This is a genomic window from Arthrobacter sp. Edens01, from assembly GCF_001307035.1.
GTDB lineage: Bacteria > Actinomycetota > Actinomycetes > Actinomycetales > Micrococcaceae > Arthrobacter_B.
In genome coordinates this window covers 1,106,382-1,129,955 of the sequence record NZ_LKIU01000005.1, presented here as the reverse complement: position 1 = coordinate 1,129,955, position 23,574 = coordinate 1,106,382, and the positions used below count along the sequence as shown (strand labels likewise).

At 64.6% G+C, this 23,574-nt stretch carries 21 protein-coding genes; 7 read left to right on the top strand and 14 right to left on the bottom strand.

Features of this window, described 5'->3' with window-relative positions:
* Positions 1-3: 3 nt before the first annotated feature.
* Entirely contained in the window at positions 4-1,347 is a 1,344-nt protein-coding gene (gene hisS, locus AO716_RS11425) for a histidine--tRNA ligase (protein ID WP_055240957.1), read from the bottom strand.
* A gap of 212 nt (positions 1,348-1,559) precedes the next feature.
* Here hisS and AO716_RS11420 point away from each other — a divergent pair, with 212 nt between their 5' ends.
* The 3 genes from AO716_RS11420 (at position 1,560) to AO716_RS11410 (ending at position 4,219) form a co-directional block, all read left to right on the top strand.
* Positions 1,560-1,853, top strand: coding sequence for a hypothetical protein (locus AO716_RS11420; protein ID WP_055240956.1), 294 nt, complete (start codon positions 1,560-1,562; stop codon positions 1,851-1,853).
* Positions 1,854-2,002: 149 nt separating this feature from the next.
* Entirely contained in the window at positions 2,003-3,487 is a 1,485-nt protein-coding gene (locus tag AO716_RS11415) for a DUF349 domain-containing protein (protein WP_082413512.1), read from the top strand.
* A gap of 216 nt (positions 3,488-3,703) precedes the next feature.
* Positions 3,704-4,219 carry a hypothetical protein gene (locus AO716_RS11410; RefSeq protein WP_152969950.1) on the top strand — a complete coding sequence of 172 codons (516 nt, stop codon included), beginning with the start codon at positions 3,704-3,706 and terminating at the stop codon, positions 4,217-4,219.
* Between the two features lie 14 nt (positions 4,220-4,233).
* Here AO716_RS11410 and AO716_RS11405 read toward each other — a convergent pair whose 3' ends face one another.
* The 9 genes from AO716_RS11405 to pdxT form a co-directional block, all read right to left on the bottom strand.
* Positions 4,234-6,411 (bottom strand): RelA/SpoT family protein, encoded by a 2,178-nt coding sequence (locus AO716_RS11405; protein ID WP_229780446.1) that lies wholly within the window; start codon positions 6,409-6,411, stop codon positions 4,234-4,236.
* Between the two features lie 387 nt (positions 6,412-6,798).
* Positions 6,799-7,821, bottom strand: a complete 1,023-nt coding sequence (gene secF / locus AO716_RS11400) for a protein translocase subunit SecF (protein WP_055240953.1) — start codon at positions 7,819-7,821, stop codon at positions 6,799-6,801.
* The gene (gene secD, locus AO716_RS11395) at positions 7,821-9,689 is read right to left on the bottom strand and encodes a protein translocase subunit SecD (protein ID WP_082413510.1); all 1,869 of its coding nucleotides are present in this window, start codon (positions 9,687-9,689) and stop codon (positions 7,821-7,823) included. Before secD ends, secF begins: the two co-directional genes overlap by 1 nt.
* Before the next feature lie 81 nt (positions 9,690-9,770).
* On the bottom strand, positions 9,771-10,235 hold the full coding sequence (yajC, locus tag AO716_RS11390; RefSeq protein ID WP_055240952.1) for a preprotein translocase subunit YajC: 465 nt from the start codon (positions 10,233-10,235) through the stop codon (positions 9,771-9,773).
* Positions 10,236-10,419: 184 nt separating this feature from the next.
* A complete protein-coding gene (gene ruvB / locus AO716_RS11385) occupies positions 10,420-11,481 on the bottom strand; it encodes a Holliday junction branch migration DNA helicase RuvB (RefSeq protein ID WP_235472109.1) in 1,062 nt (353 codons plus the stop codon).
* Positions 11,482-11,500: 19 nt separating this feature from the next.
* Positions 11,501-12,130 carry a Holliday junction branch migration protein RuvA gene (gene ruvA / locus AO716_RS11380; RefSeq protein WP_055240950.1) on the bottom strand — a complete coding sequence of 210 codons (630 nt, stop codon included), beginning with the start codon at positions 12,128-12,130 and terminating at the stop codon, positions 11,501-11,503.
* An 83-nt stretch (positions 12,131-12,213) separates the two neighbouring features.
* The gene (gene ruvC, locus AO716_RS11375) at positions 12,214-12,822 is read right to left on the bottom strand and encodes a crossover junction endodeoxyribonuclease RuvC (RefSeq protein ID WP_055240949.1); all 609 of its coding nucleotides are present in this window, start codon (positions 12,820-12,822) and stop codon (positions 12,214-12,216) included.
* Positions 12,823-12,829: 7 nt separating this feature from the next.
* Positions 12,830-13,585: a YebC/PmpR family DNA-binding transcriptional regulator gene (locus tag AO716_RS11370; RefSeq protein WP_055240948.1), complete on the bottom strand. Its 756-nt coding sequence runs from the start codon at positions 13,583-13,585 to the stop codon at positions 12,830-12,832.
* Positions 13,586-13,588: 3 nt separating this feature from the next.
* A complete protein-coding gene (pdxT, locus tag AO716_RS11365) occupies positions 13,589-14,296 on the bottom strand; it encodes a pyridoxal 5'-phosphate synthase glutaminase subunit PdxT (RefSeq protein ID WP_055240947.1) in 708 nt (235 codons plus the stop codon).
* A gap of 66 nt (positions 14,297-14,362) precedes the next feature.
* Between pdxT and AO716_RS11360 the strand changes: the two genes are divergently transcribed.
* Together AO716_RS11360 and AO716_RS11355 are read left to right on the top strand one after the other, a co-directional pair.
* Positions 14,363-15,631 (top strand): Mur ligase family protein, encoded by a 1,269-nt coding sequence (locus tag AO716_RS11360; RefSeq protein ID WP_055240946.1) that lies wholly within the window; start codon positions 14,363-14,365, stop codon positions 15,629-15,631.
* Positions 15,628-16,368: a type 1 glutamine amidotransferase gene (locus tag AO716_RS11355; protein ID WP_055240945.1), complete on the top strand. Its 741-nt coding sequence runs from the start codon at positions 15,628-15,630 to the stop codon at positions 16,366-16,368. The genes AO716_RS11360 and AO716_RS11355 overlap by 4 nt, the downstream gene beginning before the upstream one ends.
* 584 nt (positions 16,369-16,952) lie before the next feature.
* Here AO716_RS11355 and AO716_RS11350 read toward each other — a convergent pair.
* From AO716_RS11350 to AO716_RS11340, 3 genes are all read right to left on the bottom strand, one after another.
* On the bottom strand, positions 16,953-17,495 hold the full coding sequence (locus AO716_RS11350) for a dihydrofolate reductase family protein (RefSeq protein ID WP_055240944.1): 543 nt from the start codon (positions 17,493-17,495) through the stop codon (positions 16,953-16,955).
* 59 nt (positions 17,496-17,554) lie between these two features.
* The gene (locus tag AO716_RS11345; RefSeq protein WP_321164369.1) at positions 17,555-18,091 is read right to left on the bottom strand and encodes a GNAT family protein; all 537 of its coding nucleotides are present in this window, start codon (positions 18,089-18,091) and stop codon (positions 17,555-17,557) included.
* A 325-nt stretch (positions 18,092-18,416) separates the two neighbouring features.
* A complete protein-coding gene (locus tag AO716_RS11340; RefSeq protein ID WP_055240942.1) occupies positions 18,417-19,667 on the bottom strand; it encodes a CapA family protein in 1,251 nt (416 codons plus the stop codon).
* Positions 19,668-19,782: 115 nt separating this feature from the next.
* Here AO716_RS11340 and AO716_RS11335 point away from each other — a divergent pair, with 115 nt between their 5' ends.
* Together AO716_RS11335 and AO716_RS11330 are read left to right on the top strand one after the other, a co-directional pair.
* A complete protein-coding gene (locus AO716_RS11335) occupies positions 19,783-21,807 on the top strand; it encodes a M3 family metallopeptidase (protein ID WP_055240941.1) in 2,025 nt (674 codons plus the stop codon).
* A gap of 5 nt (positions 21,808-21,812) precedes the next feature.
* A complete protein-coding gene (locus tag AO716_RS11330; RefSeq protein WP_055240940.1) occupies positions 21,813-22,529 on the top strand; it encodes a GNAT family N-acetyltransferase in 717 nt (238 codons plus the stop codon).
* A 120-nt stretch (positions 22,530-22,649) separates the two neighbouring features.
* On the opposite strand, the gene pdxS is transcribed toward AO716_RS11330, so the two are convergent.
* Positions 22,650-23,561: a pyridoxal 5'-phosphate synthase lyase subunit PdxS gene (gene pdxS / locus AO716_RS11325; protein ID WP_055240939.1), complete on the bottom strand. Its 912-nt coding sequence runs from the start codon at positions 23,559-23,561 to the stop codon at positions 22,650-22,652.
* Positions 23,562-23,574 lie beyond the last annotated feature (13 nt).

Genomic DNA, 23,574 nt, shown 5'->3' with positions numbered 1-23,574 from the left:
CATTCAGCCGCGTGCGCTGACCTGCGGAAGAAGGTCCTCAGCCGGCGGGGTCCACACAGCCGGATCAGCCTGGACCTGGTCTCCGGAACGGATGTCCTTCACCTCGTGCATGCCGTCTTCGGAGGTGAACCAGACGAACGGAATGCCGCGCCGGTCCGCATACTTGATCTGCTTGCCGAACTTCTCCGCCTTGGCTGCAACCTCGACGGCGATGCCGCGCCCGCGCAGCGCCGCGGCTACGTCCTGCGCGGCGGACCACGAGTCGTCATCAGCCAGGGTCACCAGGACGGCGGTGGGAACGGAGCGGCTGGCTTCGGCGAATTCCTGGCTGAGGATCCGCATAACCAGACGGGTTACGCCAATGGAGAGCCCGACGCCGGGGAAAGTGCGGCTGCCCTTGGACGCCAGGGAATCATAGCGGCCGCCGGAGCAGATTGAACCAAGCTGTTCGTGGCCCACCAGGACCGTTTCGTAGACAGTGCCGGTGTAGTAGTCCAGCCCGCGGGCAATGGAGAGGTCTGCAATGACCTTGCCCGGTGCACGGCGGGCTGCCTCGGCGATCACCTGTTCCAGCTCATCAAGCCCGGTGTCCAGCAGTTCGTTTGAAACACCCAGGCTGCGGACCTGCTCCACGAAGGACACATCATCGGTCCGGATGGAAGCAAGCTTCAATGCAAGGGATGCCTGTTCCGGTGTAGCGCCAAGTTCTTCCTGCAGAAGCTCAGCGACCCGGTCCGCACCGATTTTCTCCAGCTTGTCGATGCTGCGCAGCACTCCGGCCGTGTCTTCAAGCCCAATACCGCGGTAAAAACCTTCAGCGAGTTTGCGGTTGTTCACCCGGATCCGGAAGTCAGGGATGGGCAGAGCACCAAGAGCCTCGGCGATCACCAGTGCCAGCTCGACGTCGTACCGGAACGGCAGGTCGCCGTCGCCCACCACGTCAATATCCGCTTGGGTGAATTCGCGGGCGCGGCCCTCCTGCGGCCGTTCCCCGCGCCATACTTTCTGGATCTGGTAACGCCGGAACGGGAAGGCAAGGTGTCCGGCGTTCTCCACGACGTACCGGGCAAACGGAACGGTGAGGTCAAAGTGGAGGGCCAGCTGATTCGGATCCTGTTTGCCGGAGGCCTCGCCTTCTTCGGCCTGGAGGCGGCTCAGGGCATAGACTTCCTTGTCGATTTCCCCCTTGCGCAGCAGCTGGCCCACAGTCTCCACGGCGCGGGTCTCAATGTTCGCGAAACCGTGCAGTTCAAAGGTGCGGCGCAGCACGTCCAGCACATGGAGTTCCACGAGGCGTTCCTGCGGCAGCCATTCGGGGAAACCGGACAGTGAGGCCTTGCGTGCCATGCGGGCAGACTCCTTCAGGATCAAGCGGCCGGAGCACGGCGCTGGGCAGCGCGCGGCGGGCCGAATACGGGGAAAACACACAGGATAAGTGCCTAAACTGTGTGCGGCACCCATTTTAGCCGCATCCGGCTTCCGGCCGTGCCGCCCGCAGTCCGGTGCCGCAGGTGCCTGTCCCCAGGAATTCAGAGAAGCGTCCGTTAAGGAGGAAGCCCGTGAAACCCTCCAACCGTGCCAGCCGCGCGGCGCGGCAGCGCCAGGCCCGGATGGCCGCCCGGCAGGAACTTGCCGCCGAGCAGAAAAGGCGCACGCTCCGTGACAATGTCTACGCCGGAGCGGCCGGAGCACTGGTCCTCGCGCTGGCGACGGCGCTGCAGGTCTTTTGGTTCTCCTCCAACCCCACCGCCGATGACCTTGAACTCCTCCGCGAACAGAGCCGCGTGCCGGCGGTGACGGAGACACCTGCCCCCGTACCGTCTGCTTCTCCCCTACCTTCCGGCACTCCGTAACAACACGGGAATCCGGCGGTACCCGATAATGGGTAAGCTAACGTCAGGGCTTGGGGTTTTTGGAGGCGATGCCGCCCGCGGGGCGGCGGACGCACCCGGGACGGCACGCCTGCAACGCCGGGAACGAGAGATTCGTTTACCCTGAAGTAATGGCTCTGCGGGATTCGCTCAGCGGCCATCCATCGAGTGAAAGACTTTTAGCGGTGACAGACAGTCAGAAATCCGACGAAACCACCGGGACTGCTCCGGAAAACCAGCGGCCCACAGCGCCGAGCCCGGCAGCATTTGCAGCCCGGCGCCCGGCTCCCGCTCCTGCGGCACCCCGGGCCGGCTCCAATGCCCCGGCTCCTGCCGTAGCCGCACCGGCTGCCCACACCACTCCGCTGGAAGAGGCCGCCAAATTCGCCCGGGTCGAGGAAGACGGACATGTCTTCCTGATTGTTGAGGGCGAGGAGTTCGCCGTTGGGCAGTACCCGGATGCCACCCGTGAAGAAGCGCTTGGCTACTTTGTGCGAAAGTACGACGACGCCGTCAGCCAGGTCATCCTGCTGGAGCAGCGCCTCGCAGCCAAGGCACCCGCCTCGGACATGTACAAGACGCTCAAGCACCTCGCTGCCCAGGTAGCGGAACGCAAGATGGTCGGAGACGTCCTGGCACTGGATGCCCGCATCGCTGCCCTCGAAGCCGGCATCAAGGAGGCCGAGGCCGCTGAGCGTGCCGAAGCTGAAGCTGTGCGCGCCCGTGAACTGGCTGCCCGGGAAGCGATCGTGGCTGAAGCCGAAGAGATCGCGGCAAAGGACCCCGCCACGGTTCAGTGGAAGACCAGCAGCAACCGGATGAACGAACTGTTCGAAGCGTGGAAAGCAGCGCAGAAGAACGGTCCGCGCCTGGGCCGCAGCAACGAAGACGCGCTCTGGAAGCGCTTCCGTTCCGCCCGCACGGTCTTCGACCGTCACCGCCGCGCCTACTTCTCACAGCTGGACAATGAGAACGCTGAAGCCAAGCGGGCCAAGGAAGCGCTGATCGCCCGGGCCGAGGCGCTTTCAACCTCCACAGACTGGGGCAACACTGCCGCTGACTACCGTCAGCTCATGGACGAGTGGAAGGCCTCCAAGCGGGCCAGCCGCAAGGACGACGACGCACTCTGGGCACGCTTCCGCGCAGCACAGGACAAATTCTTCGCCGCCAGGCAGGCAGCGAACGAGGTCATTGACGAAGAGTTCGCGGCCAACCTCGTTGTGAAGGAAGCCCTGCTGAAGGAAGCGCAGGAAATCCTGCCCGTCACCGACCTGAATGCTGCCCGCAAGGCGCTCCAGTCGATCCGCGACCGCTGGGAAGAGGCCGGCAAGGTCCCCCGGGCAGACATGGGCCGGATGGAAGCCGGGATCCGCAAGGTGGAAGAGGCCGTCAAGGCCGCTGAAGACGAGCACTGGCAGCGGAGCAATCCGGAAACCAAGGCACGCACCAACAGCGCCCTGGCCCAGCTTGAAGCTGCCATTGCCACCCTGCGCGAGGAACTCGCGGCAGCTGAGAAGGACGGCGACGCCAAAAAGATTGCCAACGCCAGGGAAGCCCTTGAGGCACGCGAGCAGTGGCTGGAAACCCTGCGCCGGTCGGCACAGGACTTCTCCTAGCAGAAGGCCCGTCGGGCCTGGGCCCGGATTCCGCTTTTCCACAGGCGGGGTCCGGGCCTTTTGCTTTGCCCGCTCGACAGGGAGTCTTGGGCCATGTCCCACCCCTTCCCAAGCCCCGGCAGCCTTCCCCAAATCACTTCCACGGGCGGCGCCATTTTTCATGCCGGGGAGGTGTTCTCGCTACCGGAGCTGCAGGGAATGTGCCGGGACGGACTGGTGAGTTGGGTTTTTGGGCAGACCTATGTCCGCTGGGACGTAACGCCGGGCCCGCTGGCCCGCGGCCTCGCGGCTCACCACAGCCTCCCGGAGCAGGTGCGCGGACGGTATGTCTTCGGGCGGCTGACGGCGGCCTGGATCTACGGCTGTGCACCGGCGCCGCAGCGTCTGGCGCTGCTCGCCGACCACCGGCGCCGCAGCACTGCCCTGCCAGCCTTCAGCGGAGCTGGACTGCATGAAGTCGCGCTGGGCCCCTCGGACCGGCTGGCACTGGGTCCGGCATGGGTGACACGGCCGCTGCGGACAGCGCTCGACGTCGCACTCCATACCCCTGTTGAGGTGGCGGCACCGGTGCTGCTGGCGATGTCGCGGGACAAGTCGCTGAACTGCCCCACTACGTACGTCCGGACCCTGCTGCAAAGCGGCCACCGGGTCCCGGGGACCCGGCGCGCCCTGCAGGCCGTGGCTTCGGCCGAGACCGCTGCCGGTCAGGCAGAACCCGCCGCTGCCGGCTAGGCAGCCCTTGCCGGCTAGACGCGGCGCTGGTCTCCGGTGGTCCGGTAAACGTCGTAGACGCCGTCGATCCGGCGCACTGCGCTGAGTATGTGGCTGAGGTACTTCGGATCGCCCATCTCGAAGACGAACTTGGACATCGCCACCCGGTCGCTGGAGGTGTTGACGCTGGCGGAGAGGATGTTCACGTGGTTCTCCGAAAGCACACGGGTGACATCGGAGAGCAGCGATTTCCGGTCAAGCGCCTCAACCTGGATTTCCACCAGGAACACGGAGGACTGGGTCGGGGCCCAGTCCACCGGGACGATCCGGTCCGGCTGGTCCCGAAGCTCCTGCACGTTGCGGCAGTCGGTCCGGTGCACGGATACACCGGATCCACGGGTCACAAAGCCCACGATCGGATCCGGCGGCACCGGGGTGCAGCAGCGGGCGAGCTTCACCCAGACGTCGCCGACGCCGCGGACCGTGACGCCGGAATCAGAGAACTTGGGCCGTTTGGCGTTCGCAGAGGAAACCGGAGTTTCCGCGAGATCCTCTTCCGCGCCCTGGTGTCCGCCCATCAGGGCCACCAGGTGCTCAATGACGTTCTGGGCCGAAGTGTGGCCGTCACCAACGGCCGCGTAGAGCGCGGAGATGTCCTGGTGGTGCAGGTCCTGCGCCACCGCGATCAGCGCGTCATGGGTCATCAGACGCTGCAGCGGCAGGTTCTGCTTCCGCATACCGCGGGTGAGCAGGTCCTTGCCCTTTTCAATCGCTTCCTCGCGGCGTTCCTTGGTGAACCACTGGCGGATCTTGTTCCGGGCCCGGGGGCTCTTGACGAAACCCTGCCAGTCCTGGCTGGGGCCTGCGCCCTCGGCCTTGGACGTGAAGATCTCCACCCAGTCACCATGCTGAAGTTCGCTGTTCAGCGGAACCAGTTTGCCGTTGACCCGGGCACCGATGGTGCGGTGCCCCACCTCGGTGTGGACGGCGTAGGCGAAGTCGACCGGGGTGGATCCTGCCGGCAGCGCCATCACCTCGCCCTTGGGTGTGAAGACGAAGACCTCGCGGGCATTGATTTCGAAGCGCAGGGAATCCAGGAACTCGTCCGGGTCCGACGTTTCCTGCTGCCAGTCGACCAGTGAACGCAGCCAGCCCATGTCCGAATTGTCCGGGGCCGCCGAACCGTTCTTCGCGCCGTCCTTGTACTTCCAGTGCGCTGCTACGCCGTATTCGGCACGGCGGTGCATGTCGTGGGTGCGGATCTGGATTTCCACCGGTTTGCCGCCCGGACCGATCACAGTGGTATGCAGCGACTGGTACATGTTGAACTTCGGCATGGCGATGTAGTCCTTGAACCGCCCGGGAAGGGGGTTCCAGCGGGCGTGCAGTGCGCCCAGGGTGGCGTAGCAGTCGCGGACCGAGTCAACCAGGACGCGCACGCCCATCAGGTCATGGATGTCGTCGAAGTCTTTGCCCCGCACGATCATCTTTTGGTAGATCGAGTAGTAGTGCTTGGGGCGGCCGGTAATAGTGGCCTTGATCTTGACGTTGTGGAGGTCTTCGGCGATCTGGCTGCGGACCGTGGAGAGGTACTTTTCCCGCTCCGGTGTCCGGTCGCCGACCATCCGGACGATCTCGTCGTATACCTTCGGGTGAAGAGCTGCGAAGGAAAGGTCTTCAAGCTCCCACTTGATGGTGTTCATGCCCAGCCGGTGGGCCAGCGGAGCGAAGATCTCCAGGGTTTCGCGCGCTTTCCTTGCGGAGGATTCCGGGGAGACGAAGCGCCAGGTTCGTGCGTTGTGAAGCCGGTCCGCCAGTTTGATGACCAGCACACGGATGTCCTTGGCCATGGCCACGACCATCTTGCGCACGGTCTCCGACTGCGCTGCGTCACCGAAAGTCACCTTGTCCAGCTTGGTGACACCATCCACCAGCATGGCCACTTCCGGGCCGAACTCGCTGCGCAGCTCATCAAGGGAGTAGGCGGTGTCCTCAACCGTGTCATGCAGCAGCGCTGCAGCGAGGGTTGTTCCGGTCATGCCCAGTTCGGCGAGGATTGTTGCGACGGCAACGGGGTGGGTGATGTACGGGTCGCCGCTCTTGCGCTTCTGCCCTTCGTGGCACCGTTCGGCAACCACGTAGGCGCGCTGGATCAGTTCAAGGTCTTCGCGCGGGTTGTTAGCGCGGACGGTGCGCAGTAGGGGTTCAAGCATGGGCGAGTAGGATGTCCCGCCGCGTCCGGCCAGCCTGGCCAGGCGTGCCCGGGTACCGTGCCGGCGCACCGGAACCGGTTTCTGGACGGGCTTCGGCGCCGGCTTGGGCGCAGGAGTGATGGCCTGCTCAGGCCCAGGCTTAACCTGGACTGAAGCTGGCTGGCTCTTCTCCGAACCCTGTGCCGGGGTGTTCACGGCACCCGGGGCAGGATTGCTGCTCCGGTCTTTTCCTGCGTTTTCGGCAGGCGTCGCACTATCGGCCAACTGCTGCCCTTTCTTTCCAGATATTTGACCAGTCTATGCCCCCCAACTGCTGGTCTTACACCACCGGTTCCGTTCTTCCCCTGCGGGAAGTAACGGAACCGGTGGATGAACGCCGTTTGGGACCTACGTCGCGGCCACCTGAGCGGCAGTACCCTTCGAGTCGTGCTCGCGGCGTTCCATCACACGCTTGGTGTGCTTGACGATCTCCGGTTCCCCCCGGCGCAGCAAGGCGTACAGCGGGGCTGCCACAAAGATGGTGCCCAGGGTGCCAAGGATGATGCCGATGAACAGGGCAAGCGAAAGATCCTTTAGCGTTCCGGCGCCCAGCAGGTAGGCACCAATGAACAGCACTGAGGCAACCGGGAGAACGGCAACCACCGACGTGTTGATCGATCGGACCAGGGTCTGGTTCACGGCAAGATTCACCTGTTCGGCGAAGGTCCGTTTGGTCTGCTTAGCCAGATTTGCCGTGTTTTCCCGGATCTTGTCAAAGACCACCACCGTGTCATAGAGCGAGTAGCTCAGCACGGTCAGGAACCCGATGATGGCCGACGGCGTCACTTCGAACCCGCTGAGCGAGTACAGGCCGGCGGTAACAATCATCACGGCCATCAGGCCGGTGATCGCTGCCAGGGACATCTTCCAGGTGCGGAAGTACAGGGCCATCAGCAGAGCTGCCAGCGCAACGAACACCACAAGCCCAATGAGGGCCTGGCGGCTGACGTCGTTACCCCAGGTCGGGCCAATAAACGTGGATGTCACCTGGTCTTCGTTGACGCCGTAGCTTTCCGCCAGGGCAGTCTTCACATCCAGGGTCTGGTCATCACTGAGTTCCTCGGTCTGAATCCGCATAGTGCCCGGGGAAATGTTGGTAACACGGGGGTCGGAGCCTGAAACAATTTCAGTGACGGCTTCCTCGCCCACGGAGACCTGGGTGTCCTCGACACCGGAAACGGTGAACTCGGAACCGCCGCGGAAATCAATGCCCAGGTTGAATCCGCCCTTGACGACGGGAATCAGGATGGAGAGCAGGATGGCAGCTGCGGCAATCAGGAACCACAGCTTGTACCGGCCCACAAAGTTGTAGGACCGCTTTCCGGTGTAGAGCTCATTGCCAAACCTGGCGAACGCGGGAAGCTTACCCATCAGTTGCCCTCCTTCTCCGCGTCGCGGCCGGAGCCTGCCATTGAGTCCTCTTTGCCCTGCCCGGATGTGCCCGGTTCAGCGGACTTGTCCTTGCCGCCGCTCCCAGCCTTACGGCGTTCGGCTTCTTCGGCTGCCCGCCGTTCGGCAATGGTCATGCGCCGCTCAGCTTCGCGGGCAGCACCCTTGTTCTTCGTCTTCGTACTCCCGGCCGGCCGTGCAGCGGTGGCCGGCGCCGTTGCTCCGGCACCATCTGCGTCATCTGCGTCGCCGGTTACGGCTGCGGGCTCCCGCAGGCGTCCTGCTCCGCGGTAGACGGGAACGGCACCGAGGCGGGTTGCATCGAGTCCGGACCATTTATGGCCCTGGCCGAAGAACTTGGTCTTGGCCAGGAGCACCATCACCGGATGGGTAAACATAAAGACGACGATGAGGTCGGCTATGGCCGTGAGGCCCAGGGTGAAGGCGAAGCCGCGGACGTTGCCCACTGCCACGAAGTAGAGCACGACGGCGGCGAGCAGGTTCACTGCCTTCGAGGCCAGGACGGTGCGCTTGGCCCGCTTCCAGCCGGTGTCCACCGCGGAGACCAGTCCCCTGCCTTCGCGGAGTTCATCGCGGATTCTTTCGAAGTACACAATGAAGGAGTCGGCGGTGAGGCCAATTGCCACAATCAAACCCGCCACGCCTGCCAGCGACAGCCGGTAGTTGTGTGACCAGCCCAGGATCGCGATGGCCAGGTATGTGAGCACACCGGCGACGAGCAGTGACGTGATGGTCACAAAGCCGAGTGCCCGGTACTGGAACAGCGAGTAGACAGCCACGAGGATGAGGCCGATTACGCCGGCGATCAGGCCCATGCGCAGCTGGTCGGCACCAAGGGTGGCGGATACCTGCTGCTCGCTCTGGATATCGAAGCTGATCGGCAGGGCACCGTACTTCAGCTGCTCAGACAGCGCCTTGGCTGATTCCTGTGTGAACTGCCCTGTGATCTGGGCGTTTCCGTCGGTAATCAGCACGTTCATCGACGGAGCCGAGATGACCTGGCCGTCCAGGACGATTGCGAACTGGTTCTGGGGTGATCCGTCGCCGAAGCCGAGCAGCCGCTCTGAAACCTCGCGGAACTTCTGGGTGCCTTCACCGTTGAAGTCCAGGTTCACGGCCCACTCGTTCAGGGACTGGCCCTGGCCGCCCTGCGCCATGCCGAAGCTGGCATCTTCGAGCATGGATCCGGGAACTTCCACCGGGCCCAGGATGTACTTGCCCGCAGTGCCGGGCTCACAGGCAACCATAGGCTCGTCTGCCGGCGCAGGCTCAATGGAGGCCTCCAGCGTTGCCGGGTCCATGCAGTTGGTCGACTCGAATTCCTTGTACAGCTCCGGGGTCACCCAGTTCATGTCGGAACCGTTCTGCGGTTCCGCCGTCGGCTGGGGCAGCGCCTCGTCCGGCGTCGGGGTTTCCACGGCAGGCGCCTGGCCCGGTCCGCCCATAATTACGGAGCGGAACTCCATGGCCGCAGAGGCCTGGATCAGTGCCCGCGTCTCCGCAGTCGGCGTGCCCGGAAGCGAAACAACAACGTTCCGGCCGGACTGCGTGGTGATCTCGGCTTCGGAGACACCGCTGCCGTCAACGCGCTGGCGGATGATCTCCACTGCCTGGTCCAGCTGTTCCTGGCTGATCTGCGAGTCACCGCCCTGCACCTTCGGGGCAAGGATCATCTGGGTGCCGCCCTCAAGGTCAAGGGCAAGCTTGGGAGTCCAGCTGGCGTTGCTCCACATGGAGCCGCCGCCGAGCAAAAGGGCCAGGGCAGCAAAAACGACGCCCAACCAAATGAGCGTCTTTTTTGCTGCCGGGCCGGAGCCGGTTCGAGGCATAAGGGTTTTCCTTTAGGGCGTGAGCGCCGGAGAAGTCCGGCAGATCTGCGGAGTCAGTCGGCCCGCAGGTCCTCGGAGAGTCTAGTTGTCTTTCTTGTTCTCGCGGTCGAGGCGCTTGAGCGTTTCGTCCGGAGTCTCATCGACCGGAGTCTCATCGGACTCGTTCGAACGGTCGCGCGGAACGTCTCCGGTGAGGGAGGAAGCGTCATCGGGAACTACGGCGTCCTCGGTTTCGGCCGGCTCCGGCGAGGTGGTAACAACCTTGGTCAGCGCCTGCAGGTGGATAGTGGCGGTGTTACCGGGAGAAAGCTCCAGAACAGCCTTGTTCTCTTCCTGATCCACGGAAACGATGGTGCCAAAGAGGCCGAACTGGGTCATGACCTCGGTACCGGGAACCATCTGGGTGCGCTGCTCCTGGACGGTCTTCTGGGTCTTCTTCTGCTTGCGGAACATCATAAAGATGAACAGGCCAAGCAGAATCGGCAGCAGGAGGCTGGAGAACGAAAAACCGCCCTGAGCTCCCGTATCGGTGGTCGTCTGGGCCAAGACATTCAAGAACACGAAGGGTCCCGTTTCTGTTGCGGTATGTATCGGTATGCCGGATTCAGCGCACCGGCGGAGCGGACGTCAAAACAGTCTAAGGGGAAAACGGTCTGACGGCCGCTTAAGTTTCCCGCCTATGTTTATTGTGCAGTCATCTGCCTGCGATTGCATCCCGGGCCCGTACCGGTCAGGATTCGCTGCTCTCCCCCGGCACGGGTGCCGCTTCGCCGGTGAACAGTGCCTCCGGGATAAGCTGCGCCGCGGCGTCGGGCATCTGCAGGCCCAGATGTTCCCAGGCTGCCCGCGTGGCGATCCGTCCCCGCGGGGTACGGCCGAGCAGTCCTTCACGGACCAGATAGGGCTCGGCAACGGTTTCCACGGTTTCGGGCTCTTCGCCGACGGCGATGGCCAGGGTGGAAAGCCCAACCGGTCCGCCGCCGAACTTGGTCACCAGGGCGTGCAGGACGGCGCGGTCCAGCCGGTCAAGTCCCCGCTCGTCCACCTCATACATATCCAGGGCGGCCCCGGCGGAGCGGGCGTCGATCTGGTCGATTCCGTGGACCAGCGCCCAGTCCCGGACCCGCCGCAGCAGGCGGTTTGCAATACGGGGAGTGCCGCGGGAGCGTCCGGCCACCTCTGCGAAGCCCGCGGAATTGACCTTCATGTCCATGAGCATGGCGGAGCGGCGGAGCACCAGTTCAAGTTCGGCGGTGGAGTAGAACTCCAGGTGCCCGGTGAAGCCGAACCGGTCACGGAGCGGTCCCGGGAGCAGCCCGGCGCGGGTGGTGGCACCCACGAGGGTGAAGGGCGGAAGGTCCAGCGGAATGGCGGTGGCGCCGGCGCCCTTGCCCACCACAATGTCCACCCGGAAGTCCTCCATGGCCATGTAGAGCATTTCCTCGGCGGGCCGGGACATCCGGTGGATTTCGTCCAGGAAGAGCACTTCGCCCTCCGTGAGGGAGGAGAGGATGGCTGCCAGGTCCCCGGCGTGCTGGATCGCCGGGCCGGAGCTGATGCGCAGCGGGGCGTTCATTTCGGCGGCGATGATCATGGACAGCGTGGTCTTGCCCAAGCCGGGAGGGCCGGAGAGCAGCACGTGGTCTGCGCTGCGGCCGCGCAGGCGGGAAGCTTCAAGGACGAGGGACAGCTGTTCGCGGACCCGTTTCTGGCCAACGAAGTCGTCGAGGTTCTTCGGCCGCAGGGCGGCTTCAATGGCCTTGTCGTCCGGATCCGGTGCAGGCGCTGTCAGCGATTCGGGGGAAGACACGTTAGCCTGCCCGCTGCGGGGACCGGGCGCGGGCGCCGTCCTGGCCCAGGCGGCGGAGGGTCAGGCGCAGGATTTCAGCTACGCTGCCCGCAGCTGCTGCTTCGGGATGCTCAGCGGCCGTGGCTTCAATGGCAGCGGCTGCGTCCTTCTCCGACCAGCCGAGCCCGGTCATCGCGGAGAGGACCTGGTCGTTCCAGGCGGGCGCTGCCGCCGGGGCCTCCTCAGTGCCCAGCGGCACCAGCTTGTCCGCCAGCTCCAGCACGATCCTCCGTGCACCCTTGGGGCCGATTCCGGGAACCTTGCTGAACGCCTTGTCATCACCGGTGGACGCTGCGATCCGGACAGCTTCCGGCGTATGTACCGCGAGGACGGCCAGGGCGATGCGCGGGCCGACACCGCTGACGCCCAGCAGCGTCTCAAACACTTCTCGCTCCCCCGGCTCGGAGAACCCGAAGAGTGTCATTGAATCCTCGCGGACGATGAGTGCCGTGTGCAGCAGGGCTTCGGCTCCGGTCCGCAGGGACATCAGCGTCTGCGGAGTTGCCTGCACGGCCATGCCGATGCCGTTGACGTCAATGACGGCGGAGGCAGTGCCGACGTAGGTTACGACGCCGCGTAGGGAGGCGATCATGGGGAAACTCCGTGCTTTGATCCGGGAACGAAATAGAACATATCTACGAACAGCCTACTGTCCCGGCCCCGGTTTGCCGGAACTTAGCGGCGCGCGCGTTTCGCTTTCGCTTCCGCTTCCGCCCACAGGCGCTGCGCCGCGGTCAGCCCCGAGGCGGCTGGTCCGCCGCCGGAGGACGCCGACCCCTGGGTCGCCGCCTGTCCGGGCCCCACCGCACCGCGCCGCCAGGCATGGGCGATGGCCAGTGCAAGGGCATCGGCGGCGTCGGCTGGACGCGGCATTTCGGTCAGCCGCAGGATCTTGGTGACCATCCGGCCCACCGCTTCCTTGTTGGCTGACCCTGAGCCGGTGACGGCGGCCTTGACCTCCGTGGGCGTATGCAGGGCCACCGGAATCCCCCGGCGCGCCGCAGCGGCGATGACCACGCCGGAGGCCTGGGCTGTGCCCATGACGGTGCTGACATTGAGCTGGCTGAATACGCGCTCCACGGCAAGGACGTCCGGAGAGTGCGTATCCAGCCAGAGCTCGATCGCCTCTGAAATAGCCAGAAGCCGCGCGTCCAGGGCTGTGCCGGCTACAGTTCCGGCAACCCCCACGGCCACCATTGTGGCGCGGCGGTTGCCTTCGACGTCGACTACGCCCAGTCCGCAGCGGGTCAGTCCCGGGTCAACCCCCAGGACCCGGAGAGGCACGCGGTGCTCAGTCTTCTTCGAGCTGCGCGAGGACGTCCGCGGAGATGTCAGCGTTGGAGTAGACGTTCTGGACGTCGTCCAGGTCTTCCACCGCGTCGACCAGCTTCATGAATTTCCGTGCGTTGTCGGCGTCGAGCTCCACGTGCATGGAGGGCAGGAACTCTGCTTCGTCGGTGTCGTATTCGATTCCGGCTTCCTCAAGTGCAGCAACAACTGCCCGCAGGTCAGCGGCTTCGGAAATGATCTCGAAGTTCTCGCCTGCTTCCTTGACCTCGTCGGCGCCGGCGTCGAGCACTGCCATCAGCAGATCGTCTTCGGTGAGATCCTTCTTCGGAAGCGTTACAACGCCCTTGCGGGTGAACATGTAGGCAACCGACCCGGGGTCGCCCATGTTCCCGCCGTTGCGGGTGACGGCCAGACGGACCTCTGAGGCGGCACGGTTCTTATTGTCCGTGAGGCACTCGATCAGCAGGGCCGTGCCCTGGGGTCCGTAGCCTTCGTACATGATCGTCTGGTAGTCGACGGCTTCGCCGAGCAGGCCGGCACCGCGCTTGACGGCGCGGTTGATGTTGTCGATGGGAACAGAAGTCTTTTTTGCCTTCTGAACAGCGAGTTCAAGGCCGGGGTTGCCGGCCATGTCCGCACCGCCGGCACGCGCTGCAACTTCAATGTTCTTGATCAGCTTGGCAAAGGATTTGGCACGCTTGGCATCAATTACGGCCTTTTTGTGCTTGGTAGTTGCCCATTTCGAGTGGCCCGACATGCTTTACGCGTCTCCTCTGATCATCTGGATAAATAGTTCGTGGATGCGGCGCTCCCCCGTTACTTCCGGATGGAACGAGGTGGCCAGCAGTTTTCCCGAACGCACTGCCACAATTCTAGCGACTGATTCCCGCCCGCCGTCGTCGGCGTCTTCCTCCGGTGTGGCCGGGAGGACCTTCGCCAGGACCTGCACGGTGGAGCCTACCTTCTCCACCCAGGGCGCGCGGATAAAAACTGCGTGCACCGGTGCGGCCTTCAGCCCCGGTTCCTGCGAGGGAAGTTCCTGCAGTCCGCCGAAATCCAGGCTCGTCTCAAAGGAATCCCGCTGCCGCCCAAAGGCGTTGCGGCGCACCAGGATATCCAGGCCGCCCAGGGTCTGCTGCGGCTCGCCTGCGGAATCCAGTGCGGGATCCGTAATCCGGTCTGCCAGCAGAATCATGCCGGCGCAGGAGCCATAGACAGGGAACCCGGCGGCAATCTTTGCGCGCAGCGGATCGGCAATGCCGTAGAGCCGCATCAGCCTATCGATGGTGGTGGATTCCCCGCCAGGGAGGACCAGCCCGTCCAGGGCATCCAGCTCGGAAGCCCGCCGGACCAGCACCGTGCGCGCGCCGGCCGCTTCCAGCGCCTGCACATGCTCGCGGACGCCGCCCTGCAGTGCAAGGACTCCCACCAGCGGTGATGCGGCGTCCTGCAGCGTGATTTCGCTCATTGGATCAGTCTAGGTTGCCGGGAGCCTCCCGGTCCGGTCCGTGACGGTGGGATATATTCGGTATCCATGAGTTCCTTCTCCATTCTGGTCGGCAAACTGGTCCGCGGCGCCTCACGGCTGCGCGGCGGAGGGTCCGCCCTCCCCGGCCTGGTTGTGGAGAAAATTGATCCTGATTTTATCCGCCGGACGCTCTCAACACTGCCCCTCGGCGTCGCCGTCGTCTCTGGAACCAACGGCAAGACAACCACCACCAAGATGGTGGTGGAGCTGCTGGAGGGCCAGGGCCTGAAGGTCTTCACGAACCGCACGGGAAGCAACTTCACCCGCGGCGTGGCTGCCGCCCTGCTCGGTGAAGTGAACCTGCGCGGCCGGCTGGATGCGGACATCGCGGTCCTGGAGCTGGACGAGGCGCACGCAGTTCACTTCGTGAAACTGATCCGGCCCCGCTATGCCCTGCTGCTCAACGTACTGCGCGACCAGCTGGACCGCTTCGGCGAAATCGACAAGACCACCCGGCTGCTGGAACAAATCGCACAGGCCACCACGGACACCGTCGTCCTGAACCGCGAGGACCCCCGCGTCGCGTCCATTGCCGATTCCCTTTCCAGCCAGAAAGTTACCTACTTCGGACTCGATGCGTCCCTGCGCAGCACGTTCCCGAACGATGACGAGATGCGCGGCTCCCGTTCCGAGGCAATCGCTGCTGCCCAGCCCGCCGACGTCGTACTGACCCGGGTCGCTGAAACGGAGGCTGATTTCCTCGTCGACGGTTCCCCCACCACCACCGGCCTGAAGCTGCGCGGCGTCTACAACGTGTTCAACGCCGCCGCGGCCCTGACATTTGCCCGGCAGATCCTGGGAACCAGGGCAGACCGCACCAAACTGTTCGAGTCCCTGGCGAATGTGGAGCCCGCTTTTGGGCGCGGCGAGTCCCTGACCGTGAACGGTGCGCCGCTGGAACTGGTTCTGGTGAAGAACCCCTCCGGCTTCCGGCTGGGACTGAAGTCTTTCGCCGCACACGGCTATGCGACCATGATCGCCATCAACGACAACTACGCAGACGGCCGGGACATGTCCTGGCTGTGGGACGTGGACTTTGAAACGCTTTCCGGAGGCGTGGACATGGTTACCGGGGTTCGCGCCTACGACATGGCGCTGCGCCTGCGGTACGACGACGTTCCCGTGCGTGAGGTGGTTCCTGATATTCCGGACGCACTGGCCAAGTTCATTTCCGGTGCCGGCACACAGCCCATGCGCATTTTCTGCACCTACACGGCCATGCTTGCCGTCCGCCGGGAACTCTCCAAGATCACGAAGGTTGAGGTGGTCTCATGAGCCGCGACATCCACATTGTTCAGCTCTATCCGCGGGACATGAACATCTACGGGGACTGGGGCAACGTCCTGGTCCTGAAGCAGCGCCTGAAGTGGCAGGGCTACAACCCGGTAGTCACCGAGTACAACCCTGGCGACGGGTTCCCCTCCGATGCTGACCTCATTGTGGGCGGCGGCGGCCAGGACAGCGGACAGGTGGTGATCCAGCAGGATCTGCAGGCCCTGGCACCTTCGCTGCGGGCCATGGCGGACGACGGCCTCCCCATGCTGGTGATCTGCGGTCTCTACCAGCTCTTTGGCCGGTTCTTCAAAACGCACGACGGCGTCCTCATTCCCGGGATCGGCGTGCTGGACATCGAAACCCACGGCGGACCGGAGCGCCTGATCGGCAATGTCCTCTCCGTGAGCGAAGAGTTCGGCGAGATCCATGGCTACGAGAACCACAGCGGCCAGACCTTCCTCGGTCCGGACGCGAACCCGCTGGCACGGGTCCGCAAGGGCGAGGGCAACAACTCCAAGGACGACACCGAAGGTGCCCGGTACAAGAACGTGGTGGCCAGCTACCTGCACGGTTCGCTGCTCCCCAAGAACCCGGCCATTGCGGACTTCCTGATCGAACAGGCTGTTACCCGGCGCTACGGTTCGTACGAGCCGGTACCTGTTGCCGATGCGGACCTGGCCGAGCTTGCCCGCCTTTCCGAGCTGGCCCGTTCCCACGCCGCCAACCGTCCCCGGTAGTTTTCTGCGCCGTTGACGCTGCCGTTTTAGCACCAACCTATGGGGGACGTAGTGAGAAACCGTGAGAATCTAGAACTGATTGGTGTCCTTTCGGCACTTGCCGCCATCCCGCTGGCAATCCTTAGTGTCCTGATCTGGGCTCCGAATCTGTGCTACGGCTAAGCCCAGCCCACGGCCGGTAGCCGCCGCGTGTGCGCCCGCTGCGGCGGCCAATCTTCGATCCGGGGCATCTCCCGCCAGCCAGCATTCCCCTGCCGTCGGCGTTTCGTTGCCGCCGTTCCGGCTCGCCCGGCGGCTGCCCGCCGGCCCGCCTGGCCCCGCCCGGCCCAGCATTCCCAGCTTCCGTTACTCCTGTGGCCGATGTGACCCCACCAGCCACCACCCGTCACAACCAGTGGGAAGCACGGGCCCCGATTCCAGCGGGACAAACAAAGGACCACAGGACGGGCAGGGTTAGGCGGCTTTAATACTCCAAAGCGAGCTTTGCGAGCGAAGGAGTTTCGTTGCCGCCGTTCCGGCTCGCCCGGCGGGCCACGGCGAGGCGGGCTGGCCGTCGGGTAGCGGGCGGGAACAGCAGACAGAATCTACCGAAGAACCCGGTACCGCAGATGCACCCCGTTGCCGAACGCCGCGTTCTCAACCAGTTCCAGGTTCACCCTCTGGTTCAGCCCCTCGAACAGCGAAATGCCGGAACCAAGCAGTATCGGCAGCACATGCAGCTGGATTTCGTCCACCAGCCCCCGTTGCAGGCATTGCCGGGAGATCCTTCCGCCGAGGAGACTGACTGCCTTGTCTCCGGCGTCGGTTTTGGCTGCTTCAACGGCCGCAACGATGTCATCGACGACGAAGGTGTATGTCACCCCATCCTTCACCAGGGGTTCCTGCGCCTCGTGCGTCATCAGGTAAACAGGGACCCCCTGCAGGCCACCATAAGGTTCCTCACCGTCCTCGACCGTCCTGGCCCGGTTCGCACCACCGACGACGGCGCCGATCTCACCGACGATCCGGTTCACCAGTTCCGTGTCTTCGCCGGTCGCATCGACGTCGAACATCCAGTCGACGCCGCCTTCCGGATCTGCCATATAACCATCCAGCGTCACCGTCGCATGTACCAGCACCTTCGCCATGACGAACTCCTTTTGCGGCAAGCCGTCGGACCAGACGGCACCTCCGTTGCAGGAAAGTTCTACAGTTTGGTGGTCGGAAGATCCAGTGCTGGAACAGGATCAGTTGCGAGCCGCGCATGTGTTTCCACATCGAAGCGCAAGCCTCCGTACTCCAGCTTTGACCGCTCTATCCCCTCCGGCAGGAAACCAGCACGCTTTGCCACGGCACAGGACGCCGGGTTGTTCACCCTGTGCCCCAGCTCAATCCGGAACAGGTTGAGCTCTTGGATCGCCCAGCCAGCCGCACCCGCAGCAGCCCTGCCGGCGAGTCCAAGTCCTCGGCTGTCACTGGCAATCCAGTATGAAAGCCAGGCAGTGCGGTGCCGGTAATCCATGTGGCTGAGCCCAGCATTTCCGGCTGCCCGTCCATCAACATCGATGGCGAAGCTGCACGTTCCGGCGTCGGGGTCCCAAGCCAGCGCCGAGTGGATATATTCCTCTGCAGCCTCCAGTCCATGAACGGCTGAGCGATTCATCTGGGTATCCAGATCAGGAGTCGCCTGAACAGCCGCAAGCAGGGAGGCAGCATCGTCCGGCCGCCAGGGTCGTAGCGTCACTCTCACCAGCCGAGGCTAACAGCAACTCTGCGTCCAGGTCCCGAAGATCCCGCCGGATCAGACCCCTGCGCACGGCGTGCCCCGGCCTATACACTCCGCGGCGGACGGGCCGGGATAGGCGCACGGCGTGCCCCGGCCTACACGCCCCGGCGGACGGGCCGGGTTAGGCGGCTTTAATACTCCGAGCGAGCTCTGCGAGCGAGAGAGAGAGAGTTTCGTTGCCGCCGTTCCGGTCCGCCCGCCGGGGACAGCCCCGCGGTCCCCAGCCCGCCCGGCACAACCCGGCGGCACCACGCCCGCGGGCACCAGCCCCGCGGGCGAAACCTCAACGCGACGAAACATCCTCCGACACCAGCCATTCGCGCGCCCCGTCCTGCCCCGCGCCCATGGCCTCCACCACCGAAATCGTCCGCTGCCGCACCTCGGCCTGCTGCGCTTCAGACGCACAAGCCCCCTGCGGCAGGTCCGCCGCTACAGAGCACCAGCGGTACGGGTCACGCACGATCACGGACGGCGCCCAGGCGAGGTCGCTGACCCGCCAGTCGGCGGCGTCATCCTCCTGCACGAACTGTGCTCGGACAATCAGGCCCTCGTTGTTCACGGCGTACCAGGGTGAAAGCTCAGTGACGGCGTTGCCCAGCCCGTAGACAATCCATGTGCCGTTGTAGTTCTCAATGGGAAGGACCGAGTGTGTGTGGTGGCCGTAGATCAGGTCGAACTGGCCGCTGTCGGCAAGGGCGTGGGCAGTTTCGATTTGCTGGCTGTTAGGCATGGAAGCGTATTCGTCCCCGGCATGCACAGCTCCCAGCACGATGTCAGCGCCCTGTTCCCGCGCGGCCTGTGCCCGGGCGATCATGTCTTCGGCGTCAATGAGGTCCACCTGCCACGGGTATTCTGCCTCAAGGCCGTTCAGCCCGTACGTGGCCTCAATGATGCCGATCCGCGCGCCGGAGGTATCCATGATGAGCGGAATCCGGGATTCGGCCTCAGTGGCATAGGAACCGGTGTGTTCCAGCCCCAGCGAGTCCAGCACAGCCAGGGTACGGTTCAGGCCCTCGGTGCCGGCGTCAACGGTGTGGTTGCTGGCAGTGGTGCACGCCTGGTAGCCGACGGCGGCAGCGCCAGTGAGGATCTGCGGCGGCACGTTGAACATCGGGTAGCCGGCATAGGGTCCGTCAGCCTCAGCGACGGGAGTTTCCATGTGGCAGACAGCCAGGTCAGAACCGTCCACATACGTGCGCATTCCCTCCAGCAGGGGAACAAAATCCAGCGGCATGTTTCCGGTGGCCGCAGCGTCTGCGCGGGCCTGGTCCCAGAGCTGGGGATGTACCAGCAGGTCACCCGCGAGCATCACGCTGGTGCACCGCAGGCCCGGACAGTCCGGTCCGGTTCCTGCGGTTACGGACGGCTCGGGTGTGGGCGAGGGTGCAGCTGCCGCGGACGACGGCGCCGCGGACGGGGATTCTCCGCCGCCTTCCTGTGTGGCGGTGCAGGCGGTCAGCACCAGCGACGTCGCCATCACAAGTGCCGCCAGCAGTCTTATGGTGCGTGGAGCAGGCCCGCTGCGTCCGTTCATGGTTCCCCCAAATGTGCAGTCAACCGGGCCCAGTGCCGGCCCGATCCGATGAGAGATGAGCATACGCGGCCCGTCGGCTGGTTGAGCAGGCTGTGCTGTGAAAGTGTTTATTCCCATGAGCACTGCCCTACTTTCGCCAAGCACACTTCCTTACGGCCTGCCGGATTTTGCAGCCATTACCGTTTCCGATCTCCTTCCCGCCTTTCAGGCAGGAATGCAGGAACAGGCAGCGGAAATCCGGGCTATTACCGAAAACCAGGATCCGGCGACCTTCGAGAACACCGTCGCTGCTATTGAAAGATCAGGGCAGGTACTGGCCCGGACCGGAGCCGTGTTCTTCAATGCCGTAATGTCCCATGCAACCCCTGAAATCCAGGAACTGGAGCAGGAGATCAGCCCCCTGCTGTCCGCCCATCAGGACAGCATCTACCAGGACTCAGCCCTCTTCGAACGGGTCAGCTCAGTCCCGGAGCAGGGACTGGACAGCGAATCGTCCCGCCTGCTGGCCGAGTACCGCCGCCGGTTTGTCCGCGCCGGTGCCGCTCTCGACGACGCCGGCAAGGCACGCATGCGGGAACTGAACACCCGTTTGTCCGAGCTGGGCACCACCTTCTCGCAGCGGCTTCTCGCAGACACCAACGACTCGGCCCTGGAGCTGGGCGACGAAGCCGAACTGGAAGGCCTGGCACCGGAGGACATCGCTGCCGCCGCCGCTGCGGCCCAGGCAGCAGGATCCAGCGCCAAGTACCTCCTGAGCCTCGTCCTCCCGACTCCGCAGCCTGCTCTGGCAAAGCTGAAGAACCGGGAAGTCCGGCGCCGGCTCTTTGAAGCCTCCGTCAACCGCGGTTACCGTGAGAACTCAAACAACACCCTGGGTATCGCCGCAGAGATCGCTGCCCTGAGGGCTGAACGTGCGGCCCTGCTCGGATACGAGAACCACGCCGCCTACGCGGTGGAGGACCAAACGGCGCCCACCACCGCAGCGGTGGAAGAGATGCTGTCCCGGCTGGTGCCACCGGCCGTCCGCAATGCCCAGGCGGAAGCCGACAAGCTCCGCGCGGCGGCCGCCCGCGACGGAATCGACGACTTCCAGCCCTGGGACTGGGCCTACTATTCCGAACAGATCCGGCGCGAAGAATATGCAGTGGACCTGGAATCCCTGCGCCCGTGGTTCGAGCTTGAAAGGGTCCTGCACGACGGCGTGTTCTACGCCGCCAACCAGCTGTACGGCATCACCTTCACCGAGCGGAAGGACCTCACCGGCTACCATCCCGATGTCCGGGTCTGGGAAGTCAAGGACGAGGACGGCACGGGTCTGGGCCTATTCCTGGGCGACTATTTCACCCGGGACACGAAAAGCGGCGGCGCCTGGATGAACGAACTGGTCTCCCAGTCCAGGCTGCTTGGCCATCAGCCGGTGGTCGTAAACAACCTGAACATCTCCAAGCCGGCCGACGGTGAGCCCGCACTGCTCACCTTCGATGAAGTGGTGACGGCCTTCCACGAGTTCGGCCACGCCCTGCACGGGCTGTTCTCCAACGTCGGTTTCCCGCGGTTCGCGGGAACAGCTGTGCCCCGTGACTTCGTGGAGTACCCCTCCCAGGTCAACGAGATGTGGATGCTCACCGACGAGGTTGCGGCAAACTTCGCCCGGCACTACCAGACCGGTGAACCGCTGCCCGCCGGCCTGTTGCAGAAGATCCGCGATGCATCCCTGTGGGGTGAGGGTTTCCGGACCACCGAGTACCTGGGCGCCACCCTTCTGGACTGGGCATGGCATGTGCTGCCCACGGGCCAGGAACCCGTTTCGGATCCCGAAGCCTTCGAGCACAAGGCGCTGCTGGATGCCGGGATCGACCCCGCGCTGGTTCCCCCGCGGTACCGCACCGGGTACTTCAAGCACATCTTCCCCGGAGGCTACTCGGCCGGGTACTACTCCTACATCTGGAGCGAAGTGCTGGACGCCGACACGGTTCAGTGGTTTACCGAGAACGGCGGACTGGTCCGAGCCAACGGTGACGCGTTCCGCAGCAAACTGCTCTCAAAGGGCTATTCAGAGGATCCGCTGCAGTCCTTCCGCAACCTGCGCGGACGGGACGCGGACATTGCTCCCCTGCTGGCCCGGCGCGGGCTGTCCTGACCGTCATGCCTACCATTGCCTCCTGCCAGCGCCTGCAGCACGCCTGGTTCACGGCCCTGGCCTCTGCCACGGGCGGGCGCTCCTTTGGGACACACGAATCGCGGTGGGTTTGGCTTCCCGCCCGCCGCCAGCTGATGCTGATGTTTCCCGAGGAGATCTCACCGGCAGGCATCCGGCCCGGCTTGGCTGAAGGCTCCAGGCTTGGAGCCTCAACGGTGACGGCCTGGCTCGGCGGGTCTGTGGATTACGCTCCGCTTGAAGCATTCGGTTTCCGCCGTGGCCCGCAAACCTGCTGGATGACTGCACCGGTACGGGCCCCGCAGGCCTGGCCGGGAGCCGGAGCATCCGTCGAGACCGAGCCGCGGGAAGTCACCGGCGCAGACGCCGAGGAGCTGCGGGTAGGCCACTCGCAGCCCCGGCAGGCATGGCATATAGCGGCCCGGGACTCCGCCCGGATGACCGGACGCGCGTACGCGTTCTATCCCAGCGGGATCGCCCTGCCGTCGAAGGTGGGCGGCATTTTCTCCCTGGCGGTTGGAACATCAAGCAGGCGACGTGGTTTCGGCACTGCGCTGCTCAGCGCCGCGGCGGCCACCGCTGAGGCTGCCGGAGCAGAGCATCTGGTTGTCAACGCGTCGGCCAACGGCGGCCAGGACCTCTGCTCGGCCCGTGGTTTCACATTGGTTGGCAGGGGACGCACGTATTCAATGGCACTCGGCTAGCCGGCAGGGTCCCGGCACTCAAAAGCGCACCTGCCCGGAAAAGCTCCGGGCAGGTGCGCTTTTTGCTGTACGGCGGTGCCGCCGGCAACAGGGTCCCGTCATCCGCGACGCGGGCGGCTGCTACCAGCCGCGCTCTGCGAGACGGTGCGGCTGCGGGATCTCATCCACGTTGATGCCAACCATGGCTTCGCCCAGCCCGCGGGAGGCCTTGGCGATCTCATCCGGATCGTCATGGAAGGTGGTGGCCTTGACGATCGCTGCGGCCCGCTGGGCCGGGTTGCCGGATTTGAAGATACCCGAGCCGACAAATACGCCGTCGGCACCGAGCTGCATCATCATCGCGGCATCGGCCGGGGTGGCGATGCCGCCGGCTGTGAACAGCACCACGGGCAGCTTCCCGGACGCAGCTACTTCCTTCACCAGCTCGTAGGGGGCCTGCAGCTCCTTGGCGGCAACGTACAGCTCGTCTTCGGGCAGGGAAGACAGGCGGGCGATCTCGGTGCGGATCTGCCGCATATGCATGGTGGCGTTGGAGACATCACCGGTTCCGGCTTCACCTTTGGAACGGATCATGGCGGCGCCCTCGTTGATACGGCGCAGCGCCTCTCCAAGGTTGGTGGCACCGCACACGAAAGGAACCGTGAACTTCCACTTGTCGATGTGGTTCGCGTAGTCCGCCGGAGTCAGGACCTCGGATTCGTCAATGTAGTCGACGCCGAGGGACTGGAGGATCTGCGCTTCAACGAAGTGGCCAATGCGGGCCTTCGCCATAACCGGGATGGAGACGGCGTCGATGATGCTGTCGATCATGTCCGGGTCGCTCATGCGCGAGACGCCTCCCTGGGCGCGGATGTCCGCTGGGACCCGTTCCAGCGCCATCACAGCGACGGCGCCGGCATCTTCGGCGATCCGGGCCTGCTCGGCGGTAACGACGTCCATGATTACGCCGCCCTTGAGCATTTCAGCCATGCCGCGCTTTACGCGGCTGCCCCCGGTGGAAGCAGCGGGCTGGGACGGAGTTTCTGTAGGCATGGCAGAGCTCTCT